This is a genomic window from Paenibacillus sp. SAF-068 (genome assembly GCF_051967555.1).
Classification (GTDB): Bacteria; Bacillota; Bacilli; order Paenibacillales; family Paenibacillaceae; genus Paenibacillus.
On sequence record NZ_JBQCJX010000001.1, the window covers coordinates 376,870 to 400,818 of the forward strand.

Annotated in this window: 20 protein-coding genes; 16 read left to right on the forward strand and 4 right to left on the reverse strand. The window is 47.3% G+C overall.

Annotated features, from left to right (window positions below):
• The first annotated feature begins 87 nt into the window (after nucleotides 1-87).
• Together ACTHPG_RS01570 and ACTHPG_RS01575 are read left to right on the forward strand one after the other, a co-directional pair.
• Nucleotides 88-2,034 carry an FAD-dependent oxidoreductase gene (locus ACTHPG_RS01570; protein WP_440387325.1) on the forward strand — a complete coding sequence of 649 codons (1,947 nt, stop codon included), beginning with the start codon at nucleotides 88-90 and terminating at the stop codon, nucleotides 2,032-2,034.
• Nucleotides 2,035-2,402: 368 nt separating this feature from the next.
• On the forward strand, nucleotides 2,403-4,187 hold the full coding sequence (locus ACTHPG_RS01575; protein ID WP_440387327.1) for a proline--tRNA ligase: 1,785 nt from the start codon (nucleotides 2,403-2,405) through the stop codon (nucleotides 4,185-4,187).
• A gap of 595 nt (nucleotides 4,188-4,782) precedes the next feature.
• Here the strand turns inward: ACTHPG_RS01575 and ACTHPG_RS01580 are convergent.
• From ACTHPG_RS01580 to ACTHPG_RS01590, 3 genes are all read right to left on the reverse strand, one after another.
• The gene (locus ACTHPG_RS01580) at nucleotides 4,783-6,582 is read right to left on the reverse strand and encodes a 5'-nucleotidase C-terminal domain-containing protein (protein WP_440387328.1); all 1,800 of its coding nucleotides are present in this window, start codon (nucleotides 6,580-6,582) and stop codon (nucleotides 4,783-4,785) included.
• A gap of 180 nt (nucleotides 6,583-6,762) precedes the next feature.
• Complete coding sequence (locus ACTHPG_RS01585; protein ID WP_440387329.1) at nucleotides 6,763-7,179, reverse strand: ImmA/IrrE family metallo-endopeptidase; 417 nt, start codon at nucleotides 7,177-7,179, stop codon at nucleotides 6,763-6,765.
• Between the two features lie 42 nt (nucleotides 7,180-7,221).
• Nucleotides 7,222-7,665: a helix-turn-helix domain-containing protein gene (locus tag ACTHPG_RS01590; RefSeq protein WP_440390078.1), complete on the reverse strand. Its 444-nt coding sequence runs from the start codon at nucleotides 7,663-7,665 to the stop codon at nucleotides 7,222-7,224.
• Between the two features lie 833 nt (nucleotides 7,666-8,498).
• On the opposite strand from ACTHPG_RS01590, the gene ACTHPG_RS01595 reads away from it, so the two are divergent.
• The 8 genes from ACTHPG_RS01595 (at nucleotide 8,499) to ACTHPG_RS01630 (ending at nucleotide 17,064) form a co-directional block, all read left to right on the forward strand.
• A complete protein-coding gene (locus ACTHPG_RS01595) occupies nucleotides 8,499-8,984 on the forward strand; it encodes an ArpU family phage packaging/lysis transcriptional regulator (RefSeq protein WP_440387331.1) in 486 nt (161 codons plus the stop codon).
• A 96-nt stretch (nucleotides 8,985-9,080) separates the two neighbouring features.
• On the forward strand, nucleotides 9,081-10,748 hold the full coding sequence (locus tag ACTHPG_RS01600; protein ID WP_440387332.1) for a GAF domain-containing sensor histidine kinase: 1,668 nt from the start codon (nucleotides 9,081-9,083) through the stop codon (nucleotides 10,746-10,748).
• Nucleotides 10,749-10,766: 18 nt separating this feature from the next.
• Nucleotides 10,767-11,501 (forward strand): response regulator, encoded by a 735-nt coding sequence (locus ACTHPG_RS01605; RefSeq protein ID WP_440387333.1) that lies wholly within the window; start codon nucleotides 10,767-10,769, stop codon nucleotides 11,499-11,501.
• Between the two features lie 193 nt (nucleotides 11,502-11,694).
• A complete protein-coding gene (locus tag ACTHPG_RS01610) occupies nucleotides 11,695-12,270 on the forward strand; it encodes an NADPH-dependent FMN reductase (protein WP_440387335.1) in 576 nt (191 codons plus the stop codon).
• Between the two features lie 51 nt (nucleotides 12,271-12,321).
• Nucleotides 12,322-12,780 (forward strand): VOC family protein, encoded by a 459-nt coding sequence (locus ACTHPG_RS01615; protein WP_440387337.1) that lies wholly within the window; start codon nucleotides 12,322-12,324, stop codon nucleotides 12,778-12,780.
• Complete coding sequence (locus ACTHPG_RS01620; RefSeq protein ID WP_440387338.1) at nucleotides 12,777-13,412, forward strand: VOC family protein; 636 nt, start codon at nucleotides 12,777-12,779, stop codon at nucleotides 13,410-13,412. The genes ACTHPG_RS01615 and ACTHPG_RS01620 overlap by 4 nt, the downstream gene beginning before the upstream one ends.
• A 257-nt stretch (nucleotides 13,413-13,669) precedes the next feature.
• The gene (locus tag ACTHPG_RS01625; RefSeq protein ID WP_440387339.1) at nucleotides 13,670-14,620 is read left to right on the forward strand and encodes a hypothetical protein; all 951 of its coding nucleotides are present in this window, start codon (nucleotides 13,670-13,672) and stop codon (nucleotides 14,618-14,620) included.
• Between the two features lie 593 nt (nucleotides 14,621-15,213).
• Nucleotides 15,214-17,064 carry a DUF4127 family protein gene (locus tag ACTHPG_RS01630; protein ID WP_440387340.1) on the forward strand — a complete coding sequence of 617 codons (1,851 nt, stop codon included), beginning with the start codon at nucleotides 15,214-15,216 and terminating at the stop codon, nucleotides 17,062-17,064.
• A gap of 4 nt (nucleotides 17,065-17,068) precedes the next feature.
• Here the strand turns inward: ACTHPG_RS01630 and ACTHPG_RS01635 are convergent, their stop codons facing one another.
• Nucleotides 17,069-17,413 (reverse strand): YfjL-like protein, encoded by a 345-nt coding sequence (locus ACTHPG_RS01635; protein WP_440387341.1) that lies wholly within the window; start codon nucleotides 17,411-17,413, stop codon nucleotides 17,069-17,071.
• A gap of 433 nt (nucleotides 17,414-17,846) precedes the next feature.
• On the opposite strand from ACTHPG_RS01635, the gene ACTHPG_RS01640 reads away from it, so the two are divergent.
• The 6 genes from ACTHPG_RS01640 to ACTHPG_RS01665 all read left to right on the forward strand — a co-directional run bounded on the left by ACTHPG_RS01640 (nucleotide 17,847) and on the right by ACTHPG_RS01665 (nucleotide 23,914).
• Nucleotides 17,847-18,770 (forward strand): hypothetical protein, encoded by a 924-nt coding sequence (locus tag ACTHPG_RS01640; RefSeq protein WP_440387342.1) that lies wholly within the window; start codon nucleotides 17,847-17,849, stop codon nucleotides 18,768-18,770.
• A gap of 186 nt (nucleotides 18,771-18,956) precedes the next feature.
• Complete coding sequence (locus ACTHPG_RS01645) at nucleotides 18,957-19,157, forward strand: hypothetical protein (RefSeq protein WP_440387343.1); 201 nt, start codon at nucleotides 18,957-18,959, stop codon at nucleotides 19,155-19,157.
• The gene (locus ACTHPG_RS01650; RefSeq protein ID WP_440387344.1) at nucleotides 19,157-20,620 is read left to right on the forward strand and encodes a phage tail sheath subtilisin-like domain-containing protein; all 1,464 of its coding nucleotides are present in this window, start codon (nucleotides 19,157-19,159) and stop codon (nucleotides 20,618-20,620) included. Before ACTHPG_RS01645 ends, ACTHPG_RS01650 begins: the two co-directional genes overlap by 1 nt.
• Nucleotides 20,621-20,864: 244 nt before the next feature.
• The gene (locus tag ACTHPG_RS01655) at nucleotides 20,865-21,272 is read left to right on the forward strand and encodes a phage tail tube protein (protein ID WP_440387345.1); all 408 of its coding nucleotides are present in this window, start codon (nucleotides 20,865-20,867) and stop codon (nucleotides 21,270-21,272) included.
• A gap of 294 nt (nucleotides 21,273-21,566) precedes the next feature.
• Nucleotides 21,567-22,001 (forward strand): phage tail assembly chaperone, encoded by a 435-nt coding sequence (locus ACTHPG_RS01660; RefSeq protein ID WP_017690174.1) that lies wholly within the window; start codon nucleotides 21,567-21,569, stop codon nucleotides 21,999-22,001.
• A 182-nt stretch (nucleotides 22,002-22,183) separates the two neighbouring features.
• The gene (locus ACTHPG_RS01665; protein WP_440387346.1) at nucleotides 22,184-23,914 is read left to right on the forward strand and encodes a hypothetical protein; all 1,731 of its coding nucleotides are present in this window, start codon (nucleotides 22,184-22,186) and stop codon (nucleotides 23,912-23,914) included.
• Nucleotides 23,915-23,949 lie beyond the last annotated feature (35 nt).

Here is a 23,949-nt window from a genome sequence, read left to right on the forward strand (position 1 = left end):
GTTAGCCGGTTGTTGGATCAACATAGGAAAAACGGCTTACGAGTTAGTATATTTTTGAATATAAAATACATATGGAGGTTTGTTTCTTTGATTAGTAGAAAAATGAGAATAACTGCAATTACAGCTAGTGTATTTATGGTTTTAATGAGCGCTGCATATGGTGCATTCTATATTTGGAACAAGAATTATAAATTTAATAATAATTATGTATGGCAGCCTTTGGAGAACGTTGAATCTGCAATAACCTTGAAAGATTCCTATGACGTAATTGTAGCTGGAACGGATCCTGAGGGCATTACCGCAGCTTTATCAGCTGCTCGTAATGGGATGCGTGTATTGCTGGTGGAAGCAAGAGATCGCGACATGTTGGGCGGATTGTTGACCGAGGGAGGCCTCAATACACTGGATCTAAATTATTCGCCTGAACAACCGCAGTTATTGAGTAGTTTGCGGCAACCTGACTTTTTGAACAAAGGCATTTTCCAGGAATGGTTTGACCAGATCGAGGGTAGTTCATTTGATACGAATACAGCAGCTAACATTTTCTATCGGATGGTTCGTTCTGAACCTAATATTGACCTGTTGATGAATGCGAAGGAATTAGTCCCCCATACTGAAGAATCTACGGGAGATCATAAGACAATAACGGGGATGAGCATAACTAAAGAAGACGGAACAACGGTTCAAATTTCAACCCGCTCCATCATTGATGCCACGCAAGATGCGGATATTGCAGCCGCTGCCGGAGTCCCATATTCCATAGGCAGACAAGATATTGGAGATGGTAAATCCAAAATGGTCTCTACGCTTGTCTTCAAGCTAAGTGGTGTTACAGATGAGGTATGGCAAAAATTCAGGGAAAGAGAGGGTACCGGGGTTGATAAGATGAGTGCCTGGGGGTACGGTGATGCTCGGCAATATGAATCTTCCAATCCACAACGTATTAAGATCCGCAGTCTGAATATCGGAAGGCAAAATGATAATACAATCTTGATCAATACGATGCAGATCTTTGGGGTGGATCCGTTAGATCCCATATCTGTGGAAGATGGTTTGGAAATCGGGCGTAAAGAAGCCCCGCGAATTGTTGATTTTCTGAAGAAAAATTATGATGAATTTGCAGGGCTGGAATATGCCGGAACAGCGGATGAGCTCTATGTGAGGGAGTCACGTCATATCTATGGCGAGTACCGTTTAACATTAGCAGATGTCATGGAAAATCGTGATCATTGGGATGCCATTGCTTACGGTTCATATGATATCGATATTCAGAGTACGAGTGTTGGAAATGCCGGCACGATTATGTTGAGTCCAATTCAATATGGTGTACCTTTTCGTTCGCTTGTTCCGCTAGAGGTGGATGGTCTGCTTGTCGTCGGACGTGCAGCAAGTTATGATACAATCCCACATGGTAGTGCGAGAGTTGTGCCGCTGGGAATGGCAGAGGGAGAAGCAGCAGGAGCAGCGGTCAAACTGGCCTACATCCATAAGGAATCCTTCCGGGAACTCTCTGCTTCTGAAGAGCGAGCATCTGAATTGCGCAACATGCTGGAGAAACAGGGTATGGATCTAAAGCTACATCATTTCGAACAGCCTAAGTATATGGAACATAAGGATTATAAGGGATTGCTGGCTGCTGCGAGCATGTACATGACTTCAGGCAATTACAATAATGATGGTTGGGAACTGGATAAAAGAATGAATCCGGAACGATTTTTAAGTAAATTGAAAAGAATGCAAGCCATGTTCCCGGATGCCTACACAGGCAGTGCCGATCCGTACGTAATTGGTATGAAGCATGCCTCAACGCTACCTTTGACGTTGGACCAGGCTGCGTATATGTTATGTCTTGCCATAGGGTCTTCAGAAACTGAGACATCACTTGAACAGGCACTCGCTCAATTGCAAAGACAAAACTGGATAAGTGAGGATACGCTTGCTGGCATCGCTGACAAAAACAGTCTCACGAATGGGGATGCCTTTATGCTCATACGTGATGTAGTGGAATATTATTCGGGGGTTGTATTCGACTAATTGGTTGACAATTACTTGTAAATGCACTAATGTGATCAAAAATGAGAACAGCGTTATAACGAGGACATGATTGTACAAGCCAGCTTCAACAGAGAGGGGACCGTGTGGTGCAAGGTTCCTGTAGCTGCTTCATAATTCCTACCTCGCGAGCTGCGGAAGAGAATACCCATTCAGGGTTGCAACATCCGCCGGCAGGGCCCGTTATGCCCCGTAGGACTGCATTCTACAGATCGTACAGGTTGCGAACGGATTAATGTGCAGTTAAACAAGGGTGGTACCACGACACATTCGTCCCTTGACGGATGTGTCTTTTTGCTGTTTATACGCTGTATTTTGATAACAAAAAGGAAGATGGGGAGTGTGTCCGGATGCGTCAAAGTGAAATGCTTGTTCCAACATTACGTGAAGCGCCAGCGGAGGCAGATGCTGCGGGCCATCGCTGGTTACTGCGTTCCGGTATGATTCGCCAACTGGCAGCAGGGATCTATAGTTACCTGCCTCTTGGACGCCGTATATTGTTGAACGTTGAAAGAATCGTCCGGGAAGAGATGGATCGTGCCGGGTGTCAGGAAGTATTACTGCCAATTATGCAGCCCGCCGAACTGTGGGAAGAGTCCGGAAGGTACACACAATATGGTCCTGAATTAATGCGTCTGAAGGATCGTCATGCACGGGAATTTGCTCTTGGACCAACACATGAGGAAGTTGTAACTGCGTTAGCGCGGGATGAGGTGAACTCATATCGTAAGCTGCCATTCACGCTGTACCAGATCGGAACCAAATTCCGGGATGAACGCCGTCCACGATTTGGATTGCTGCGCGGCCGTGAATTTATAATGAAAGATGCGTACTCTTTTGCTTCGGACTGGGAAGAACTGGATCATACCTATCAGGCGATGAATACAGCTTACAGTCGCATTTTGGAGCGTTGCGGTCTGGACTATATCCGTGTCGAGGCGGACGCAGGAACAATTGGCGGCCAAGGGGAAACACACGAGTTCATGGCTCTTGCTGATGTGGGTGAGGACACGATTGTCACCTGCAAACATTGTGGATATGCCGCAAATCTGGAGAAAGCTGATTATCAGACTTCAGGAGATAGTGGTGAACTAAAAGGGACATCGGAAGTACCTGCTGTCTCTGTGATTGCAGACTCCGCAGTCCAAACGGATGAGCAATCTGGAGTGGAAAACGTAGTACGTATCTCTACACCAGGCGTTCGTACGATCGCAGAGTTAAGCGCCTTTGTGGGCGAAAGTGCTAATCATATGATCAAAACACTGCTGTATCTGGCGGACGGTCAGCTCGTTGCTGCCCTTGTACGTGGAGATCATGAACTGAATGATATCGCATTGAAGCAGGTGTTGGGTGCAGAGGAACTAATCCTTGCAGACGATGCAGCCATTGCGGCACATCCGAGTCTGAAGGTAGGTTTTCTGGGTCCGATTGGACTGAATCTGCCGATAGTGGTGGATGCTGACGTGGCAGTGATGAAGAGTGCAATTACAGGAGCCAATGAAGTGGATGTGCATGTTTCCGGCGTACGCCCAGGCATTGATTTTGCATTGGAGAGAGTAGAACGAATTCGCTTTGCTGCTGAAGGGGATGCTTGTCCAACATGTGCTTCACCACTTGGTTTTACCAAAGGCATTGAGGTTGGACACATTTTCAAATTGGGAACGAAATATAGTGATACCATGGGCGCTTCATTCCTGGATCGTAATGGTCGCCAATGCGCACCAGTCATGGGATGTTACGGCATTGGTGTATCCCGTCTAATGGCCGCTATAGCTGAGCAGTATGCAGGAGTTGAAGGTATAAGATGGCCTGCCGCTGTAGCGCCATATGATGTGCATCTGATTCCGGTAAGCTGGAAGGATGAGCAGCAGCGTCAACTCACCCTGGACCTGGAACAACAATTGGTCGATGACGGTTATACGGTATTGGTTGATGAACGGGATGAACGTCCTGGTGTGAAATTCAAGGATGCGGAGCTGATCGGATTGCCTGTGCAGATCGTGATTGGCCGAGGAGCTGCAGAAGGACAGGTTGAACTTGGATCACATGCACTAGCAGCATCAGGTGAATCGAAACGAATCGGGTTAACGGCCCAGGAAGCTGTACGTTATGTGAAGGAACAGCGCACTTCCTAGATCTAGTTGGCTAATAATATGTGTTCATATCGTAGTACCGAATATTATGCGGTAGATGATTTTAATTGCCGAAATTCCAATTCGGGCACGAAAAAGAGGGCTATAGGCATACAAATAGACGAGATTTTAGTTGTTGTATCAGACGAAATAACTAAATGGGGATCGTTGTATTCAGTATACAAATGATTTTATGATTAAGGTTTCAAGATATTCATGCTCAGAGCGGATGGATGTGCAAGTATGCAATTTTGAGAAGACAGATATGTCGAAATGAATTGTACAAGAACCGCATGAACAGGGTAATTCAGGAGCATTTTTGTATAGTTCGGTGTCGAAGCCAGATGATAAAGTTGGTCCGTAAAGGGCGGGTGGAGATTTATTTTTGCCACAGATGATTGTCAAAATTAGCAGGATATGTCCACATGGAATAATCATGCATCAACGTGTATGAAGGTGAAGAAAAGAAATGAGATTATAAAAGGGTGTCCCCTTAACCAGTAATCTGGCTTGGGGACACCCTTTTGGTTATGACATGATAGATTCGTTATGTTGTTGTACCACATATCTAGTCATGCCTAAATGCATCCTGTTGAGCTTAAGAAGCTGCAGGCAATTTCAATTGTTGACCTGGATAAATCCAGTGTGGATTTTTGATGTTGTTCAGCTTTTGCAATGCCTGCCAAGTTGTGCCGTATTGTTTGGAGATAGAGTACAGGGAATCTCCGGATTTCACAACATGCAGTTTGGCTGGAGCTGGTTTGCTTGGTGTGGGTTTAATCGGTTTTTCCGGTTTTGGTTTTTCTGGTTGTGGCTTGGTTGGAGCCGGTGTTTCTTCTGCTGGAGTTTCTGGCTCCACTGCGGGTTTTTTCGCTTCACTGATTCGACCATCTGTTTTGATATCCACAGCGCCAAGCTTCTGCATGTAATTGATCAATGCTTCGTCCAGCGCGCCATACATACCTGTTGTTGGGTATTTGGCAAACATGGTGTATTCGTCACCACCAACAGCTGTGAAATCATTTGTTGCGAGTGTATACGTTGCCTCCGGATCAAGGGCTTTATCGCCGACCGTTACGGAATGTACACGACTGCCTTCTGCAGCAGAAGTATCAATTTTGAACTTGATTCCGGATACTTGCGGGAATCCACCGCTTGGTTCCGGATAGGAACTTACACCGACTTCAAGGGCTGCCATAATATCGGACCCTTTCACTTCAAGAGTTACCACCTGATTACCAAAAGGAAGCACGGTGATAATATCACCTTTGGTTACGATGCCTTTTTCAATGGAAGCACGGATACCCCCACCGTTAGTCAGTGCAATATCAGCGTTGCTGACATCACGAATGGCATCTGCAAGCAGGTCACCCAGATTAGTTTCACCTGCACGTACCTGTTCACGTTTACCATCCAGCAGAATAGCTGTATTGGCTACTTCTTCTTTCAAGATAGGTTCTTGTTCTTTTTGAATGGAGTTTACAAGCGTCGCAACTTTTTCATTTGGTTTAATGTCTTTTGCTTCGGTTTCATCAATTAATGTTGCTTGTTTCTTCGTTACTTTACCGCTGTCTACCCACAGATCGATAACACCTACATAGTTGGTGTACTCTCCTGCACTTGCGATCAATGTCCCATTATCGGATACAAGGCCATCTTGCAGTACTGTGTGACTGTGACCATCGATGAATACATCGATGCCAGGTACTTCTTTAACGACTTTGAAACTAGTATCCGTGCTGGATGCGTCTTGTCCAAGGTGTCCCAAGACAACAACAACATCGACTTTGCTGCGAATTTCGTTTACGAGAACTTTGGCTTCCGCAGATGGATCTGTAATGTCAAGACCTTCTACGTTTTTCGGGTTCGTTTTGTACAACGTTTCCGGTGTAGTCAAAGCGATGATACCAATCTTCACGCCATCCACCTCTTTAATGAGGTAAGGATCGAAGAGACGTGTTCCGTCTTTTTTCTTCACGTTGGCACTCAGCATGGGGAAGTTCATCATGTCTGCCAGTTCGATTAGGCGATCTGAACCATAGTTGAATTCGTGGTTACCCGGTACGATGGCTTGGTATCCCATTTCATTCATGACTTTCACGATGCTCTCACCATTAACAAGGGTGGCAAATGTTGTACCATGTACAGCATCCCCAGCATCAAGCAGGAGTGTGTTCGGGTTTTCGCTACGATATTTGTCAGCGATTCCAGCTACTTTCGCAAAACCCATCGCAGGTGAAGATTCAACTGCACGGGCATGCGTGTCATTCGTATGTAGAATGGTAATGTGTTTGCCTGTGCCCGGAGTGGTGTCCGTTGCAGCCGCGGCAATACCTACACTGCCAAACAGCAAACAGACCGTTAGCAGAAGTGAAACGTAATTCTTCCAGATTTTCATATAATCCGAAACCTCCCCAAATCATAATCTAATTGAGCGTTTACATAGCTCATGTAGTATTTTAACAGACTATTATGTGGAAATCTCGCGAATTACGTAAAAATAAGTAACCTGAAAGTGACATGTAAATCTACTAATGGATAATAGAGAAGAAATAATCCTGCGAAGGAACATATGTTCTCAAAAGGTGTAAAAAAAATGCTGCGCTTCACGCGGCAGTCCGGTACGTAAACAAAATTTCTCCAAAGATTCTTCCGGTTCGGGCATCACGCCGGAGGTTAGCAATTGAATGGCAAAACGGTTGGCCTGTCGTTCGAGCTTGCCTGGTGCAAAATAGGAATGCTCCTCCAGAAAGAACCGATTAATTCCTTTATGAAGCCGGTCATGGCCAAGCTCATGGGCGCACACAAACCGCTGCCATTCCGGCGGCAAATCATTATGTATGACGATAAACCTGCGCCGGAGTTTCCGAAAGTACAGTCCTTTGGTGGATTTCCCCAAATTGGTGAAACGAATCTGTATGCCAACCGCACGGGCAATGCTGAACGGGCAGTTGGTCCGGTGTTTTCGAATCAGCTTTGTTACGATGTCATCCATATGATCTCACCTGCTGCCTCATTAAATTCAGTTGGTCATGCCTCATGGGCGATTGTCCGTATCGTCCGTCTTTTTGCGTTTGTTCATCTGTTTGGCTTCCCAGAACAGACCTGTCAGCACATCCTTAATTCGTTTTTTGTCATCTTCATCGAGTGGAATGCCGTCAAACATCAGATCATCATCGTCTTCCAGCATCTTTTTGAAATCGCGACGGTCTTTGTATGTAGCCCATTCCGGTACGTCCTGAAGTTCAGTGGAAATCCCGGGTTCAATATAACCGGCATGTTTCATCATCTCTGTGTAGGGCACTGAGAGTGCATCTGAAATCTTGCGGATGGTCGCTGGTTTGGGCACACCCCGGACGCCATTTTCAATACGTGAAATCTGTGAGTTGCTTATTCCGGCTGCTTCTGCGAGCTGATTGATGCTGTATCCCTGTTGTTCGCGCAGTTGTTTCATATAAGGACCAAAAGCGTGCTCCACAATGTATGCCAACTCCTTCGATTCGTACAAGTGGTTGAATGATAAAGAAGACAGTTGGAAGTGGGGGAGGTAGATGTGCGTTCTATGCGCCGTTCCGGATTCGGATCGTTCTTTTGATCGCTGTTATCCCCGGATTTCCTGTTTTCCTTTCCTAAAGGGTGAAATCCGTTGATAAAGGCGAATGCTTTGCTTCTTCAGGATCGATTCCGCCTCCTTCACTATGTTTGCGCGTGATACATACAAGTCCCTTCCCGAAAAATCTCGGTGGCTTCTTTATAAAAATCAAATGACTTATACGGAAGTTCATTAATTAAACAGTACTATAACGTATATATACCATTAGGTAAAGAGATATGAAACAATTATGCCAAAAGGCATAGGAAATAAGAGCGAAGGTTTTATTTTATCGTCAAAATGAACCAAAATGAAGGTTTACTCCGATCTCCAGAAAGTGGTATCCTCAAATAGAAATACGAACACTATACGAACAAAATGTAACGCTTAGACAGATTAGGTTTGTTGAGAAGACCTTCTGAACAATGGAATTTCCCGGATTATAGCAGTTTGGAGTTATTCCAAAAGGCAACAGGGGAAAATTGAAAAAATGTCGTTATTATTTTTGAGAACTGAACAACTCTATGAATAAGAGCATTTTGCAATCGTGCAAAGAATGATGGCAAAACAATAGGATGTGAACGATCGAGGCATTTGAATGATGAGAAGAAATGCTGGAGATGAGACCGTACATGTTCGATTGAGTTGTTCTGTCATCGCAGTGATCATATGAAACTATTAGAAATGTTGTTGATAGAGAATACTGAAGGAGGAAGATAAATATGGAATTGATGCTGCCCGAATTGGACCGACGCAAAACGCAAACGGCTGTCGAAGCTGCGCTGGAGAAATATCGAATCTATAAAACGATTGCATTTGAAGAACGGGAGGTTATGGTGACGGCAAGTTATGCCGAGCGTTTCCATGGTGCAACCAATGTGACCGGGGATTCCACGGCCAGAACGGCGATCTATAATGTGGACGTGCAGCGTGCGCGTCAGGCATACTGCGATACGATCGATTTTGTTGTGTCCCGGCTGAGTGAGAAGGAACGTGTACTCGTATGTGAAAGATACTTGAAGGACGATGATGTGTTTGACTATAAAGTGTATAACCATGTGTTTGATCCGCCTGTCAGCAAGGATACGTATACGAAGATTCGTACGCGTGCTTTCTACAAAATGGCGCTGGCTCTGTCAGATCGTGGTTTGATAAATATGGAGCCTTTATCTGTGTCCCGCAAAGAGCGGCAGAAGCTGGCTAAGTGAATCAGGTAAGAACTTGATCCTTTAATATCCAGGGTGGATTGGTTACAATAGTTGAACAAACCACAGTTGGCGTCACCCAAAGGAGAGGAAACTGCCATGTCAGAAGAAGTCGGAATGCAGGAAATGGTCACGCTCAAGACAATCGCAGAAACGCTCAATACGTCCAATGATCTGAACTTTATGCTGGATACCGTGGTCGGCAAATTATTGGAGTTGACCGGATTAACGGCAGGCTGGATGTTTCTGATTAATGAGCGTGGAGACTATACCTGTGTTTCGGATTACAATCTGCCCCCGGCATTACTACGTAAAGGTAAAGAGCCCATGCGTACGGGTACCTGCTGGTGTGTAAACCGCTTCAAGGACGGTCGTCTGAATCATGCGGTCAACATCATTAACTGTAAACGGTTGGAGGATGCGGTGGAGTTCCGATGGGGAGACACCCATGATATTACCCACCATGCAACCGTTCCGTTGCGGTCAGGTGATCAGATGCTGGGCCTGCTTAACGTGGCTGCGCCAGCCAAGGAGCATTTCAGCGACAGTGAACTTGCACTGTTACAGGGCGTGGCGTATCAGATTGGTAGTGCGATGGAACGGATGAGATTGTATCGTGCGGAGCAGCAACGAGCTGATCTGTATGCCAAGCTGGGGGAGTTCAGCACGGCCTTGGGTCTTGCGGTGAACGGATGCAGCAATTCTGATGCCTTTTCGTTACAAGTTGTAAAGCTCCTTGGGCAGCATTATGATTGGCCCTTTGTCGCAATGATTCAGCAGAGAAACGGGATGTTCGTTATGCAGGCTGTCTATTCAGATGATAATGTTCGAACGTTATCCAGTGAGCGGGTCTCTTCAGAAGCGGCAAACCACATGAATCGAGTAATCCATAGTCACCGTGCTTCATCCCTGTCTACCGTAGAGATAGCTGAGATATTTGCTCCGTACGAGCCTGGACTGACTATGGATTCCATTACCTCGGGGATTGCTGCTCCCCTTCCATACCATACGCCTGGTGAAACGGGAATCCTGGTGATCGGAATAGGAACAGCAGATCCTGTACAGGCAGACCGTGAAGTGCTGGAGGCAGTGGCCGAGCATATTGCGGCCTCCTGGGAGAGTCTGAAGCTGGCGGAGAATCGCCGTGAACTGGCACGACTGGAAGAGAGAAACCGGTTGGCTCGCGATCTGCATGATTCCGTTAATCAGATTCTATTTTCACTCTCGTTAACTGCCAAAGGTGCGGAAAGGATGTTGTCCGTATCCGAACAGTTGCACCCGGCAGCGGAAGCGATGAAGGATATTCGATCTTTATCTCAGGAGGCTCTTAAGGAAATGCGCGCATTAATTATGCAGCTTCGTCCCGCAGGGCTGGAAGCAGGACTGCTCCATGCGATACAGGAATATGGCACCAGCCAGGGTCTTCAAGTCATGGTGAATCGAACTGGAATGCAGTCTCTGCCGCGTAATATAGAAGAAGCCTTGTGGCGAATCGGGCAGGAAGCACTGAATAATATACGGAAACATGCTGATGTTCCTTCTGCCGAGGTTACTCTCAAGTTAAGTGATCATGAAGTGGTGTTCGCCGTCACGGATCAGGGAATAGGCGGTGCCAAACGGCCAAAAGCATCATCTGGAAGTTCACTTGGCCTGTCCATTATGAAGGAACGGGCTGAATCGCTTGGGGGCAGCTTAGAACTAGTTAGTTCTTCCCGTAAGGGAACAACAGTAACGGCAGTCATTCCACTTCCGTTCGAATCTGTATAAAGTCAGGGGGAAGAAGAGATGCCGATTACGATTTTGTTAGCAGATGATCATGCAATGGTGCGACGAGGGCTGCACGTATTTTTGACCACACAGCAGGATATGCAGGTTATCGGTGAAGCATCGAACGGTCAGGAAGCACTGGAGCAGGCGGAAGAGTTAAAACCTGACGTGGTCTTAATGGACCTGCATATGCCGGTCATGGACGGAATCGAAACAGCTAGACGGTTGCGTACGTTAATGCCAGCCACACGAATTATTGTGCTCACCTCGTTTTCCGATCAGGATCATGTGGTTCCTGCTGTGCGCGCCGGGGTGAAAGGATATCTGCTTAAGGATATTGAACCGGAGGATCTGGCCGTCGCTATTCGCAATGTGCATGCAGGTCAAGTGGAATTACATCCTGCGGCGGCGGGTCAATTGATGCATGTGATGGCTTCATCCGATTGGTCGATGAACGGACAGATATCAACGCATATAACGGCAGATCAGTCAGCAGACATTCAAGTTCAAGCGCTGAAGCAGACGGGGAAATCTTCTGAAGTATCCCTTGGTGGTCTCGATATGCTTACTCGCCGTGAACAGGAGGTTTTGGGGCTGATTGCTCAAGGGCTGAGCAACAAGGAAATTGCGGTTCAATTGGTCATCACCGAAAAAACGGTCAAAACCCATGTCAGTCACCTGCTCGACAAACTGGGTCTGGCGGATCGGACGCAAGCGGCTCTTCATGCCGTAAGAAACGGCTGGGTCGTCTGACCAATTCCGACATATATTCAGACTTAAGTCGTATAAACTCAACCTAAAGGTTGAGTTTTTTGGCATTTCAAGTTAAGTCTATCTGCTGACGAATGCGTCGCGAAATAAAGGTAAGATAAGGATAGTTAAAGACGGATCGGTTGAAGGAACGTTAGCGTTTGAAACAATAAAAAAACTAAGGAGAGTGACATGAATGAATATTGTTATTTTGGCAGGCAGCAATCGGAATAATGCAACCAGTACACGTCTGGGAGAGTATGCGATGGAGATTATTCGGGGTCAGGGACATCAGGCCATCCTGTTTGATCTGTATCAGACACCGCTCCCATTCTACGCACCAGATGAGAAACAAGCAGACCATGAACATCTGGCAGACCTGAATACACGTATGCTCGCGGCAGATGCGATCATCCTGTCTACACCAGAGTATCACGGCAGTATTAGCGGTGTGCTCAAAAATGCATTGGATCACCTGAGCCAGGCTCATTTCAGTGGCAAACCCGTCCTATCCATCAGCTCCTCTGGCGGAGCGGTGGGGGTAAGTTCGCTTTTACAACTGCAAGCGATTGTTCGCAATCTGCATGGCATTAATGCCCAAGAGTGGATTTCCATTGGTGGTGCACAGCGAAGACGATTCGAAGCAACGTTTGACGGATACGAAGAGTACGAAGGCAGTCAGGATATAGAGGACCGGGTGCAGCGGGTTCTTGGATCGTTTTTGAATCTGGCTCAGACCTTAACGAGTGCGCGGAACTCATCCATGAGCTAAGAGCGGCGCAAGCAACGACGAAAATGGGAAAAGGGAAAGAGGTTGAGCATCATGATTACAGGCATATTTGAAACACATCTAAACGTGACGGATCTGGAGAGATCCCATCATTTCTATGAAACAGTATTGGGGTTACCCCATGCTTACGGGCAGGCAGAACGCGGTAATTCCTTCTATTGGATTGGCGGGAAAGGCAATGCCATGCTGGGATTGTGGCAAAAAGAACCTTCCGAGGTGCAGCGTCAGCACTTTGCTTTCCATGTATCCTTGGAAGATATGAAAGATGCGGTTGCGCATTTGGAGAACAAAGGGATTGAGACACACAACTTCCTGAATGATGATATCGGTGATCTGTATGTCTTTGGCTGGATGCCTGCGGTATCTGTGTATTTTAATGATCCGGATGGTCATTCGCTTGAGTTCATCGCCATGCTCCCGGATGAAGCGAAGCCTGAACGTGGCATGGTGCCATGGAGTGAGTGGGAGAAGATGCAGGGGCGAAGCGTATGATGATTGAAGAATTACAGTTATATACAACTCGGCTGGAGGAGCTCAAGCATTTTTATAGTGGCACGTTAGGGATGGAGGTATCCAACGCGACGGATCAGGGATTCAACCTGCAGGTTGGATCAACCAGGATGATATTCAAACTGTGTGAGACGGAGCAAGAACCTTTTTATCATTTTGCCTGGATGATTCCGACGAATCGGTTCAAGCAAGCGAAGCAGTGGGCCGCATCCCGTGTTGTCTTAAGCAAGGAAGGCGAGCGGGATGAGACGTACTCTGCTAATTGGAACTCTTTTTCTCTATATTTCGAAGATCCGGCCGGCAATATTATCGAGTTAATTGCTCATCATCGTATTCAGAACGAGAGTGATCATAACTTTTCTGCTAGAGACATCGTACAAGTGTGTGAAATTGGACTGGTGACGGAGGATGTACTGTCTAAGGTGAATGAGCTTCAGCAGATCGGATTTACGCGCTGGGGTGAGATAAGTGAGACTTTTGCTCCTGTAGGAGATGTACATGGTTTATTTATTGTGGTGAAGAAGAATCGAACATGGTTTTTCTCTAAGCAAAAAGCACAAATCTATCCGCTGGAAATAACCGTTCGTGACGTGGGCAAGCTTCGAATCGGCTAAACTTTACATTCCGGGGCAAAACGGGCATATGTGGAGCATTTCCATCATGTTATAGAAGTAAGCGCTTTAACAATGAACTGGGATATATAAGTTGAACTAAAGCTACGCGATACGGAGAGGACAGAAAAAAACTGAAAACGCGAAGCTAAAAGCTTTCCTGAAAGAAAGCTACTTCGTAAGCATAATCTCATATTTATCAGCGGATTTCCCTTTAGGAAAGGGAATCAAAAAACATATGATGAAGGGTGGCGGCAAGCTTGGATCGACGTTTGTTGGAAGAGGGACTATCGATTATCGTTTCCAGTCGGGAACGTACAGGAGATCTGTGGCATGCCCATTATGGGGCGGGTGCAATTGCGGCATATTTTTGGGTACGGGAAAATCGTCTCACTGCCCTTGCCGCCGGCAGTGTTACGGCCGAAGCAAAAGCCATGCTTCGCCAGCATGGAATCAGCTCTGGTCAGACCTCTCCGATTGGTGAAATGATGCCCAGGGAAGATGCCGAAGCGCGTATTACGGACGCATTGGATCGAACGATTGGAGAGCTGCACTGGGTGGGACACCAGGCAATCTATGGGGCAATCAGTCTGAAAGCCATTCGTGAACTGGATGGATGGGGCACTACGGAGGAGATTGGTCGGCTGGTTGAACTGATCGATTCATTCGATCAAACCATCCCGGGAAGATCCTGGATGAATACAACGATGAAAGAAATTCGCAGTTTGAAGCTGGATTTAAGTGATGCTTTCCCCGAGATTGAAGATCCCGCTCAGTTGTCACGCCTGATTCTGGATGAACTTGGTGCGTTCCAGACGATCTATCACGCAGAAGCGCATCATGATCTGATTGGTCATATGCTGACTTACGGACATGCGCTTAACATATTATATGAATTGGGTTATCCGGCATTATTCCACAAAGGCATCCCGCCTTTCCTTACCATGGTGAAGGCACTACGCTTAAGCCGGGATGTGGATATTGAACAGGCGATGCCGACGTTGCAATCCCCGGTAGACCAGCTGCCACTGGAACGGGCGGAACGATCGGTGGCGCTCCCTCATGAGCTGGAATATTGGCTCACCGACAGACGTTCCCGTGACTGGAATGGAGGTCATGTATTCAAATTCCCGTTCAGTTTCTATCATCATGCCAAGAACGGAGATCCCGTACCGGAAACATGGGAGAACTTTCGTTATATCATCGCGTGATGGAACTAAGGATATGGAACTAACGTTACCGAACTAACCATAAGTAACTGAATTGAAGAGCACTTGCCAAACCTTCTCATACAGTGCTCTGCTCCAGACAGGATGCGAGTTCTTCCCTCAGTTTTGCAGTTGGAGCGGAGCGTGAGGAGTGAGAGCTAACGAACCTGGGACGTCTTATTCACCGTTTTGAAGCATCTATACAAATCTAAAGAATCTGAGACACATTATATACGAATAAATAGCCATTTTCAGCGTCAATGTCAGGTTTTTTTAGAAAATAGCGTGTCTGATGTTCCTTACATTTTTAAAAGAGGACTTGAATGCCAAATAAGACGTCCTGTGTTCCTTAGAAAATCATCGACAATTAGCCGCCATAGAGACGCCTACATTCAGGCGTAATTCATCCCGATTACCATCAGCATAAGTGGGCAAAGGCAGTAAAATGGTATTATCGGATCAGCAGCAAGGAAGACACACCGACAGCTCATACGCTAAAGTACAAACCGGCCATGGGGCCGGTTTTTTAATTCGGTGATTGTCCCTTTGCCCTGATCGGGTAATAAGACTAAACAGATAACAGGAGGCTACGTGATATGAAAACAGTATTGTATGTTCCACTGGATGATCGTCCAGCGAATCTGGATGATGTGATTGTGCAAGGGAAAGCAGCCGGTATCCATATCGTTACACCGAACCTGAGTGATCTTAAGAATCGTCTGGACTCGGAGAAAACCGTAGATGGCAAAACGCTGCTCGGTACCTCCACGCCTGTTTATGGCAAACCGTCTAGAATTCATGACTTTATTCTGAAACATGCTGCCAAGGTCGACGGATTCATTATCTCATCCGATATGCTCGCCTATGGCGGTCTGATTGGCAGTCGTCAGCTCCGCGAAGATGGGGGAGGCACCTACCCTGAATACGATGGGGAAACCACACGTTTGCTGGATGTAATCCGCGTGATCAAGCAGAAATATCCACGTAAACCTGTATTCGTAATGGATACCATCATGCGTCTGGCTACAACCTCGTTTGCAGATGGCTTGGCACTCGACGCATATAATGAGTCCCGTGCGTTGATGCAGCAGCCACGTCAGACATATACCGAGTTTGAGGATATTATCCAAGGTTATAACCTGTCCCCGGATGGGGTGGAATATGGGACAACGACGTATTTTGATAAAGAACAGTATTACAATACAAGACAGCATAAATTCAAAACGAATCTGTACATTCTGGATCAGCTGGCTCGCACAGGCTATATCGATTTCCTCGCCGTTGGCGTCGACGATGCCAACACGCAAGGGGTTCAGATCAATGAAATCAACTATGTGGAAGCACGAATCAATGAATGGCTCGGTGGAACCCATGGACAAAATCCGGATCGTGCCATCATCTTGCCGGATGCGGATGGTCTGGGGCACGCATTGGTTGCTCGTATGGCTAACCAGTTGTTCCGAGGCGGAGCGAAGACACGTTACGCCGTGAAATATTTTGGACCACACGGCAATACGATCATTAACACATATGAATACATGGATGTACACGAGAATGTCGTTCGTCACGTGGATATTGTCGGCGGTGTGCTTGTGGCGGATTCGGCATATCCTGAACCGGAGGTTGTGCCAAATCCGATGGCTAGTGTGGAAAATGAACAGCTGGTGGCTGTATCAGCCGAGCAGGTTGTTCCATTTGACATGGCCTCGGAACTGGACCGTATGACGAAGGGTCACCCGGGGAATTCCGGAGGGAATGCAGGCATCGACATCGAGATTATTGCGATTACCGCTCTGGATCAGGTGCAGGCTGCGGTGGAGCAGTTGACGCTGAATGGGGAGCAAGGTCTGCCTTCGGTATTGATTGATTTTGTAGGTAAAGGACCAGCTAATGTCGATGTTGCTGAAGCGTTGCTAAGCAGTCCATATACCGGACGGGTGCTGGGATACAGTGCATGGAATACGCCGGGCAACAAGATCGGTATTGCTGTAGGTATGGGGCAGTCCAGATACGCGTTGATCACAACGGAGAAGCATGAACATAAGTTACGTGATGCGATGAATGCCCATGGCTCGTTGTTGTTTAAACGTTTCCTGAAGGATTATTACTACAAAGCGGTAGCGATTGCAGAGATTCGCACGTACTCCCGAGCCCATGCGCTGTATACCAACGTAGCTACCCTGTCGGATCAAAATATGCTGCTGTTCAATTCGGGGGAAGACTATGCCCATCTGCAAACACTGCTCCGTGATCTGATGCAGACGTATACCACGGCGCTTGCAAATAAGACAGCCTTCCAGACAGACAATGTGGCGATTAAACAGATCTGTGATGACGAATTGTCCTATGCGACGTATAGCAGTGCGCTACTGGAATATGGGAATCCCGATTTCATCTGGGGCCGTGCGTTTGAGATTACATTGAACCCGCAGGTTAAGCTGAACTAAACTGTTATCTCATCATGGGCTCCTCATGTTTAGGGTAATCACTGGTATGACTGTACTGCTTAATCTCGCCGTTGTTAAAAATAATATATTGATACTTCGCTTTGAGTTCATCCGCGAATGTTACTGAGGCACCGTAAGGTGCTTCAGAGCTTTTCGAAGAGTAAGTCCCTTTTACTTCGATAAGCTGTTCGGGGGAGTAACCTTTCTGTTCAATCAGGTAAGTGGTTACCTGTTGTTGAGCATCATTTTTCTTGAGCGGATTACCAAGCAGTCCGAAATAAGCCCAGCAGGATATCCCGAGTATAAATGATAAGACGATAAGTGAAGTGATCTTGAATGTTTTACTCATGGGCATTCCTCTCTGTTTTAAGTAAGTGACAACGAATTTGATAATGAAATATTAATGTATTTGGATAAATTTATCAATTATTTGATCTTAAAGCTTACTTAGGTATTAGTTAAACGGATGATTCCAGAATCGTCTTTTTTCCACCCGAACGACTCCCTTAATCGCACCGAAGTCGTACGGAACACCATCCGCGCTAGGGATGAAAGGGAGTAAAATTGTATTATCGGATCAATAACAAGGGACACACCGAAAGCACATACGCTAATGTACAGACCGGCCAGGTGGCCGGTCTTTTTGATGCGGTGAATGTAGTCCCTGTAATGGTTCGATAGCATACAGACTCTGAATTCAAAGGGGGAGTCTACTGCTGCTGCACTGTCGCTGCATCGTGTGGGCAGATCTCAAACTTGCAGCCAAAGGGGGCGAAATGAATGTGTCTATGAACAATGAGATTAGCACGGTCATGAGCACCGATAAAATGAGTACGCTCATTAAAAAAACGCTAAAACAGAAGCTCGCGGTCCTTGTTCCAGATTGGGATGATCGTGTGCTGGATGTACCTGCGTCAGGCGAAGTGTTGGCTGGACCTTGTGCCGTAGTTGCGTTTGCTGAAGAGGTGCCGAAGTCTGCTTGGGCGGGATATCGAAGGATCATCAAAATCTCACCATACGCTCGTCTGGAAGATGGCGGCGCTGAACAGGTGGAAGCTTGGTCAGCCCATCTAATCGAAGGGTTGCACCAGGTAAGGCTGGTGGATGAAGCAGGTGGGGCATTCACTTGCATCTATCTGGGTTCTTCAGATTGTGACCGGGTGGATGCAGGATCTGGCATGCTTACGCGTAGTCTGCGATTCGGAGTGTATGTTCCCGAAGACTCGGGAAATGCTCTCGTTGAAACAGAGGACGCATGGTTAGCTACGCTTCAAGGATGGACACAGCACGAGCTTGGCTCGGACTGGTGGGTATATGGTGATTTCTGGCCCGGTGGATACGATACGCCGTCCGTGTTATGGCGATTGGCCGGATGCAGCACGTCTGTGGCGGGCACTTCAGCATTGGAGGTTCGACAACAGTGGATTGGGCATGTGCTCACCGATCATTCGGTGCTAACACGCCAGACCGTTACTCGGTTGGTGGCGCAACTTGCAGTGCAATCTCGTCTTGCCGTCACTGAAACGGGTGGCGAAGAGCAAGAAGGTAACACGCGATATATCACAGTGGATGAGGTCACGGCAGATCTGCAGACGGATGCGTATCTGAACGGACAGATTCGCCTGACGTTGCAACAGCGGATTCGTCGTCCGGGTACGAATGTACCTTTGATCCGTGAGATTTACCATAGCAAAGGTATGGAGTAAACGTTAGTCGAGAGGAACATTCACTATTAAAGTGTTTCCAGATTATAGCTTTGATTAGATTGATATAGTTTCAACATCGTAGCTTCAAATTCATAGATTCATCGGATCGAAAATTCATAGGTCAAGCTTAAAGATTGATGTTCATGTTCACGAAATTAGCAGTCCAACAAATGAGGTGAGATGGCTATGGCAAGCTCAGTGAAAAAAAGCAAACAGACAGCCCCGCGGTATACACGGGCCGAACTGATGAATCATGCAGAAGCCCTCTTTGCCGTTAAGGCAGAGGTGCTGTACGGTGCGCTGTACGAAGCGGCGCAGCAGACGTTTTCCATTAAAGAAACGCAGGAACGCATTAACCAATTTATGAAAGCGAAGGTGAAGGCATAATGGCAGGTGGAACTTGGGAACAAACGAATCGTCCGGTCCTTCCGGGCTTATATATGAATTTTCAGGCGGCAGCATCCTCGGCCATTCAAGCAGGTACGCGCGGAAAGGTCGTTGTACCGATCAAGGCCAACTGGGGTCCGGTGGGGACTTTTGTTGAAGTAGGGAGTGAAGCGGCGATTGAACGTATCTATGCGGCGAATGTGCTAGACAACGGTACGGCTTATACTTCCTTGAAGCTCGCCCTGTTGGGTGGGCCGAAGAAGTTGCTCGCTTATCGGGTAGCAAGTGCTGCGGCCAAAGCAGCTACGCTTACTTTGAAGGACAGCGGTGATGCCAATGTGCTGCAACTGGATGCGAAGTATCCGGGGGATCGTGCGAACGCGTTCTACGTCACTATCCAGCCAGGTGTAATTGATAATACGAAACATGAAGTGCGTCTCTTCGAAGGCAACCGGATGTTGTATGCACTTCTGACAGTGGATATTACAGCAGCTTCTCTGGCCAAAGAGATTAACGCGGATGAACAAAATGTCTGGGTAACGGCGCAGGCGATTGGTGATGGTACAGGCGTGGTTACTACCGTTGCGGGTGCGGCATTCAAAGGTGGCGTAAGTGGCAACGATGACCTAACCAATGCAGAATACATTGCTGTACAGGGGGCGCTGGAAGGGGAGCAATTCGACGTCTTGGCTTTGGATCAGGCGGCTGATGCGCCTCTGCTTGCTAGCTTTGCGGCATGGGTGAAACGTGTGCGTAGTGAAGGTAAACCGGTGGTAGCTGTATTTGGCGGTTCCGCAGCAGACGATACCTCTGCTACAGCAGCACAAAAAGCGGCAGCACGTTCGCTTGCGCTGAACCATGAAGGTGTGATTAATGTCGGTACAGGCGTGCGCCTTGGGGATGCATTCTACAGCTCGGCGGAAACATCCGCCTATGTTGCGGGACTGATTGCCGGACAACGTCTGAACCAATCCACAACCTATGCAACTACTCCGTTCGATGATGTGACACGTCGCTGGACGCGTGCAGAACAGGAGCAGGCGGTACAGAATGGCGTATTTATTTTCTTCCATGATGGACGTCAGGTGAAAGCCCTTCGCGGTGTAAACACATTGGTAACCCCGGCCGCTGGACAGAATAATGCCTGGAAAAAAATCCGATCCATTCGTGTGTTGGATGCAATCAACACGGATCTGCAACGCTCCGCGGAAGATACGTATATCGGTAAAGTAAACAATACCGAAGAGGGTCGTCAGGCACTGATCAGTGCCATGAAGGCCTATTTGGCGCTGCTTGCACAGAGCAATGTAATTGAAGCTGACGGTTACGATGTCATTCTTGATCCGGCGTATTATGGCACTGCTCCAGTTCTCAAACCTGAAGCGGATCAGGTATTCCTGCAATGGAATGTGAAGCTGACGGATGTGATGGAGCAGTTGTTTGGTACGTTTTACGTGCAATAAGGTTGTGTGAAGGAAAGAACTGTTTTTATAAATTGATTATTACAGGTTGAACGGATGCTTTACACGATAACGGAGAGGGCAGAAAAAATCTGAAGAAACGAAGTGCTCGCCTTTATCACCGGATTTTCCCTTTTGAAAAGAGGATCAATAAAATCTGGGGATAACAGCGATCGGAAGATTGTTCTGCCCGCGGAGTTATACCGTGTGATATTTATTAGTTCAACGAACCTAAGGAGGAAAATATATGTTGGATGCGTCAAGAGTGATTCTCGGTACCCATGGTCAGCTGCATATCGATGGTGTGTGGCAGACAAACATTAACAAGTTGGAAGCGAGTGTGGAGATTGAAAAGCGTGAGTTGAATCTGGTCGGTAACGACTGGAAAGTGCACAAAAACGGCGCGAAGAAAGGAACCGGCACGATCACGGGATACAAGGTCACTTCCGATATGATCCAGCGAGGCTTCACCAAATTCGAGATTATCTCGAAGCTGAATGACCCTGAATCGTATGGACACGAGAGTGTTTTGCTGAAAGGTTGCATGGTGGACAAAATCCAGCTTGCCAACTGGACCGCGGGTGAGGAAGTGCCGGAGGAAACGGGCTTCACGTTTGAAGGATTTGAGTTGCTGAATCCGATTGTGGCGAACTAAAAAGGACTTTAATGGAGGCCGAGATGATCTCGGTCTCTTTGTTGTCTATTTAAAGCAAATTTAGTATCTACACGATAACGGAGAGGACAGAAATAACGTGAAGAAGCGAAGCGCTCGCCTAAAAGCTTTCTGAAAGAAAGCTGCATCGGAAGCATAGGCTTTCCCCGGATTTTCCCTTGAAGAGGGGAATCAAAAAAATCTGAAGATAACAGCGATCGGAAGGTTATTCTGTCATCGGAGTGGCTAGTGTACCATTATGATTGCCAAATGTGAACAAGAAGGAGATAACGACCAATGAGTATGAATGAAAATATGTCCGAAGAACAGATTTTGGATCAGTTGTTTGAGGCAGCAGAACGTTTGCCAGAGGAGAATGTGCGGATTCAGCGTCTGGATCTGCTGTTGACCTTGCGTGGATTGACGTCTTCCAAAGTGGATCACATTCGCGAACGCTGTACGATTCGAAAAACGACCAAAGGCCGCACCGAGGAAAAGGTGGATACCGAAACGTTTAACGCGCTGCTTATTTCCGAAGCAACGGTGAAATTGAAAGTCCGCAGTCTGGAACTGTCCGGCTGGGGAGATACACGCATTACCGGCCGCATGAAGCTGTCTGGTGGTGAACAAGCGGTTCGCCGTATGTTGCTCGCGGGTGAACTGGATGCCGTAGGCGATAAAGTGCTGGAGCTGTCCGGCTTCGGTGTGGAGATTGAAGACCTAAAAAACTGATTCACTCCGGCGGGATGACCACGTTCCTGTATCACATGTGGGTGCGTCATCATCTCCGGCCCGGAGAGTTCTGGTCTTTGCCACGCGGGGAGCGTTCGCTGTTGATTGCGTTCTCGGAAGAGGAAATGTCAGCGATCACTTCGCAAATGAATCGATAGAGAGATAAGGCAGGAGGTGAAAAAATGGCAGAAATGATTGTAGGTCTATCTAAATCCAATGCGGAAATGCGGACAACCCTTCGTTACTTGGATCAGATTCAGCGCTCATCGGAACGTCTGGGCAGAGTTCGCTATCAGAGTCTGATCAAGGTGAATAATGAGCTGAGAACGACCGGGCGCAGGTTGGAGCATATTTATAGTATGGCCGTGCGAATCAGCAGGCTGCGTATTACACCGACGATTGGGTTGATTGATAAGCTCAGTCCAGCACTGGATCGCGCATTGGCGAAACTGAACAGTTTCAGGGACCAGATGGTTACAGCTTCAGGCACTGTATCGCTTGAGGTTCGGCAGAAGGTTGAAGTAGCGATGGGCAAGATGAATCCGGCAAGTGGGTCTTCCATGTCCGTTGTGATCGGGAGTAATAATACGACGATTAATAATACAGCTAAAGAAGAGTCCAAAAATAAGTGGCTCGAATATCTTCAGATAGCTAATGACATTATGGATGCAGCGAATAATGTAACTGATTTATTTGAAAAAGGTAAGGGCGCTTGGGATAAAATCTTTAAAAAGGATAAGAAATCAAAAGGTAAGAACCAGACACGAACCAGTTCTAGAGCGGGAAGCGACTCTCCAAGCAAACCGCCTGTACGGAAAGTATCTGGTGGACGAGGAAGAGGAAGGTATGCTTCCAGAGCGGCTACACCAGCTCCTGCACCAAAGCCGAGTATATCACGAATTGAGACAGACACATCTGAACGTACCTTTCAGGAATCTAAAAAAATAGAAAGAAACCGAAGAATTGGTGGCGGCAAAAAGTCGAATATAGTGTCAGGTTTGATGTCCAGTTCACCAACGGCAATGTCGAATCTGTTTTCAGGTGATGGCATGCTTGGTAAATTGGGCGGTGGCTTTGCCAAAGGAGCCAAAAGGTTGCTCGGACCCATCAGCATGCTTGCTGATGTGGCGAACGTAGCGACAGCACCACCGGAAGAACGCGGCCGAGCTGTGGGTTCCATGATTGGGGGCACAGCAGGTACTGCGATTGGTAGCGCCATCGGTAGTGTACTTTTACCTGGTATCGGGACATGGGTTGGTGGTGCAGTGGGAGGTTGGGCCGGAAGTGCAGCAGGCGGCTGGATTGGAGACAAAGCGAAGGATATTGGAAACTTTATGTCCAGTGCTACCGAGGGTGTAGGGGATGCTTTGTCGGGTGCAGCGGACTATGTCTCTGAGAAGACCAAAAAAATCACCGATGGCATATCCGGCTTCTTCGGCTTTGGTTCCAAAAAAGAAGAAAAGACGGTCTCGGCAGCAACGGTGGCTGCGCCGTCTCCAGTTGCAACAGGCCCGCAGATGGCACCTGCTTATATGCCACCGGCACTGACCATGACAGGCCCAGCCGCATATATGAACAGCAAGGTCGGTCAACCTACCTCTGCTGGATTCATGGGAACAAGCATGATGCAGAACCAAGCGATGGCGCTTGGTAACGGTGCGCAGACGAATGGAAAATCATCCACGATGACGGTACAGATATCTGAAGATCAGATGAGCAGTCTGTCCGGATACTTGAAGGATTTCAAAACCGAAACTACCAATCAGATTGCGATAAATATTGCACCGGGAACGGTACAGGTGACGGTTCGCGAGAACGCAATTGATTATGACGCAGTTTCTCACCAGGTGGGGCAACGGATCTCTAACGAGTTCCGCCGTGCGATGCAAAACCGCAAAACGATTATGGCCTAAGCAGAAAGGAGGCCGTGTATGTCTGTACTTAAAGA

What these genes read in the sequence shown, in the direction of transcription:
- ACTHPG_RS01575 (WP_440387327.1), top strand. Translation starts at nt 2,403, where the DNA reads ATGCGTCAAAGTGAAATGCTTGTTCCAACATTACGTGAAGCGCCAGCG.
- ACTHPG_RS01580 (WP_440387328.1), bottom strand. Translation starts at nt 6,582, where the DNA reads ATGAAAATCTGGAAGAATTACGTTTCACTTCTGCTAACGGTCTGTTTG.
- ACTHPG_RS01585 (WP_440387329.1), bottom strand. Translation starts at nt 7,179, where the DNA reads ATGGATGACATCGTAACAAAGCTGATTCGAAAACACCGGACCAACTGC.
- ACTHPG_RS01595 (WP_440387331.1), top strand. Translation starts at nt 8,499, where the DNA reads ATGGAATTGATGCTGCCCGAATTGGACCGACGCAAAACGCAAACGGCT.
- ACTHPG_RS01600 (WP_440387332.1), top strand. Translation starts at nt 9,081, where the DNA reads ATGTCAGAAGAAGTCGGAATGCAGGAAATGGTCACGCTCAAGACAATC.
- ACTHPG_RS01605 (WP_440387333.1), top strand. Translation starts at nt 10,767, where the DNA reads ATGCCGATTACGATTTTGTTAGCAGATGATCATGCAATGGTGCGACGA.
- ACTHPG_RS01610 (WP_440387335.1), top strand. Translation starts at nt 11,695, where the DNA reads ATGAATATTGTTATTTTGGCAGGCAGCAATCGGAATAATGCAACCAGT.
- ACTHPG_RS01615 (WP_440387337.1), top strand. Translation starts at nt 12,322, where the DNA reads ATGATTACAGGCATATTTGAAACACATCTAAACGTGACGGATCTGGAG.
- ACTHPG_RS01620 (WP_440387338.1), top strand. Translation starts at nt 12,777, where the DNA reads ATGATGATTGAAGAATTACAGTTATATACAACTCGGCTGGAGGAGCTC.
- ACTHPG_RS01630 (WP_440387340.1), top strand. Translation starts at nt 15,214, where the DNA reads ATGAAAACAGTATTGTATGTTCCACTGGATGATCGTCCAGCGAATCTG.
- ACTHPG_RS01635 (WP_440387341.1), bottom strand. Translation starts at nt 17,413, where the DNA reads ATGAGTAAAACATTCAAGATCACTTCACTTATCGTCTTATCATTTATA.
- ACTHPG_RS01645 (WP_440387343.1), top strand. Translation starts at nt 18,957, where the DNA reads ATGGCAAGCTCAGTGAAAAAAAGCAAACAGACAGCCCCGCGGTATACA.
- ACTHPG_RS01650 (WP_440387344.1), top strand. Translation starts at nt 19,157, where the DNA reads ATGGCAGGTGGAACTTGGGAACAAACGAATCGTCCGGTCCTTCCGGGC.
- ACTHPG_RS01655 (WP_440387345.1), top strand. Translation starts at nt 20,865, where the DNA reads ATGTTGGATGCGTCAAGAGTGATTCTCGGTACCCATGGTCAGCTGCAT.
- ACTHPG_RS01660 (WP_017690174.1), top strand. Translation starts at nt 21,567, where the DNA reads ATGAGTATGAATGAAAATATGTCCGAAGAACAGATTTTGGATCAGTTG.
- ACTHPG_RS01665 (WP_440387346.1), top strand. Translation starts at nt 22,184, where the DNA reads ATGGCAGAAATGATTGTAGGTCTATCTAAATCCAATGCGGAAATGCGG.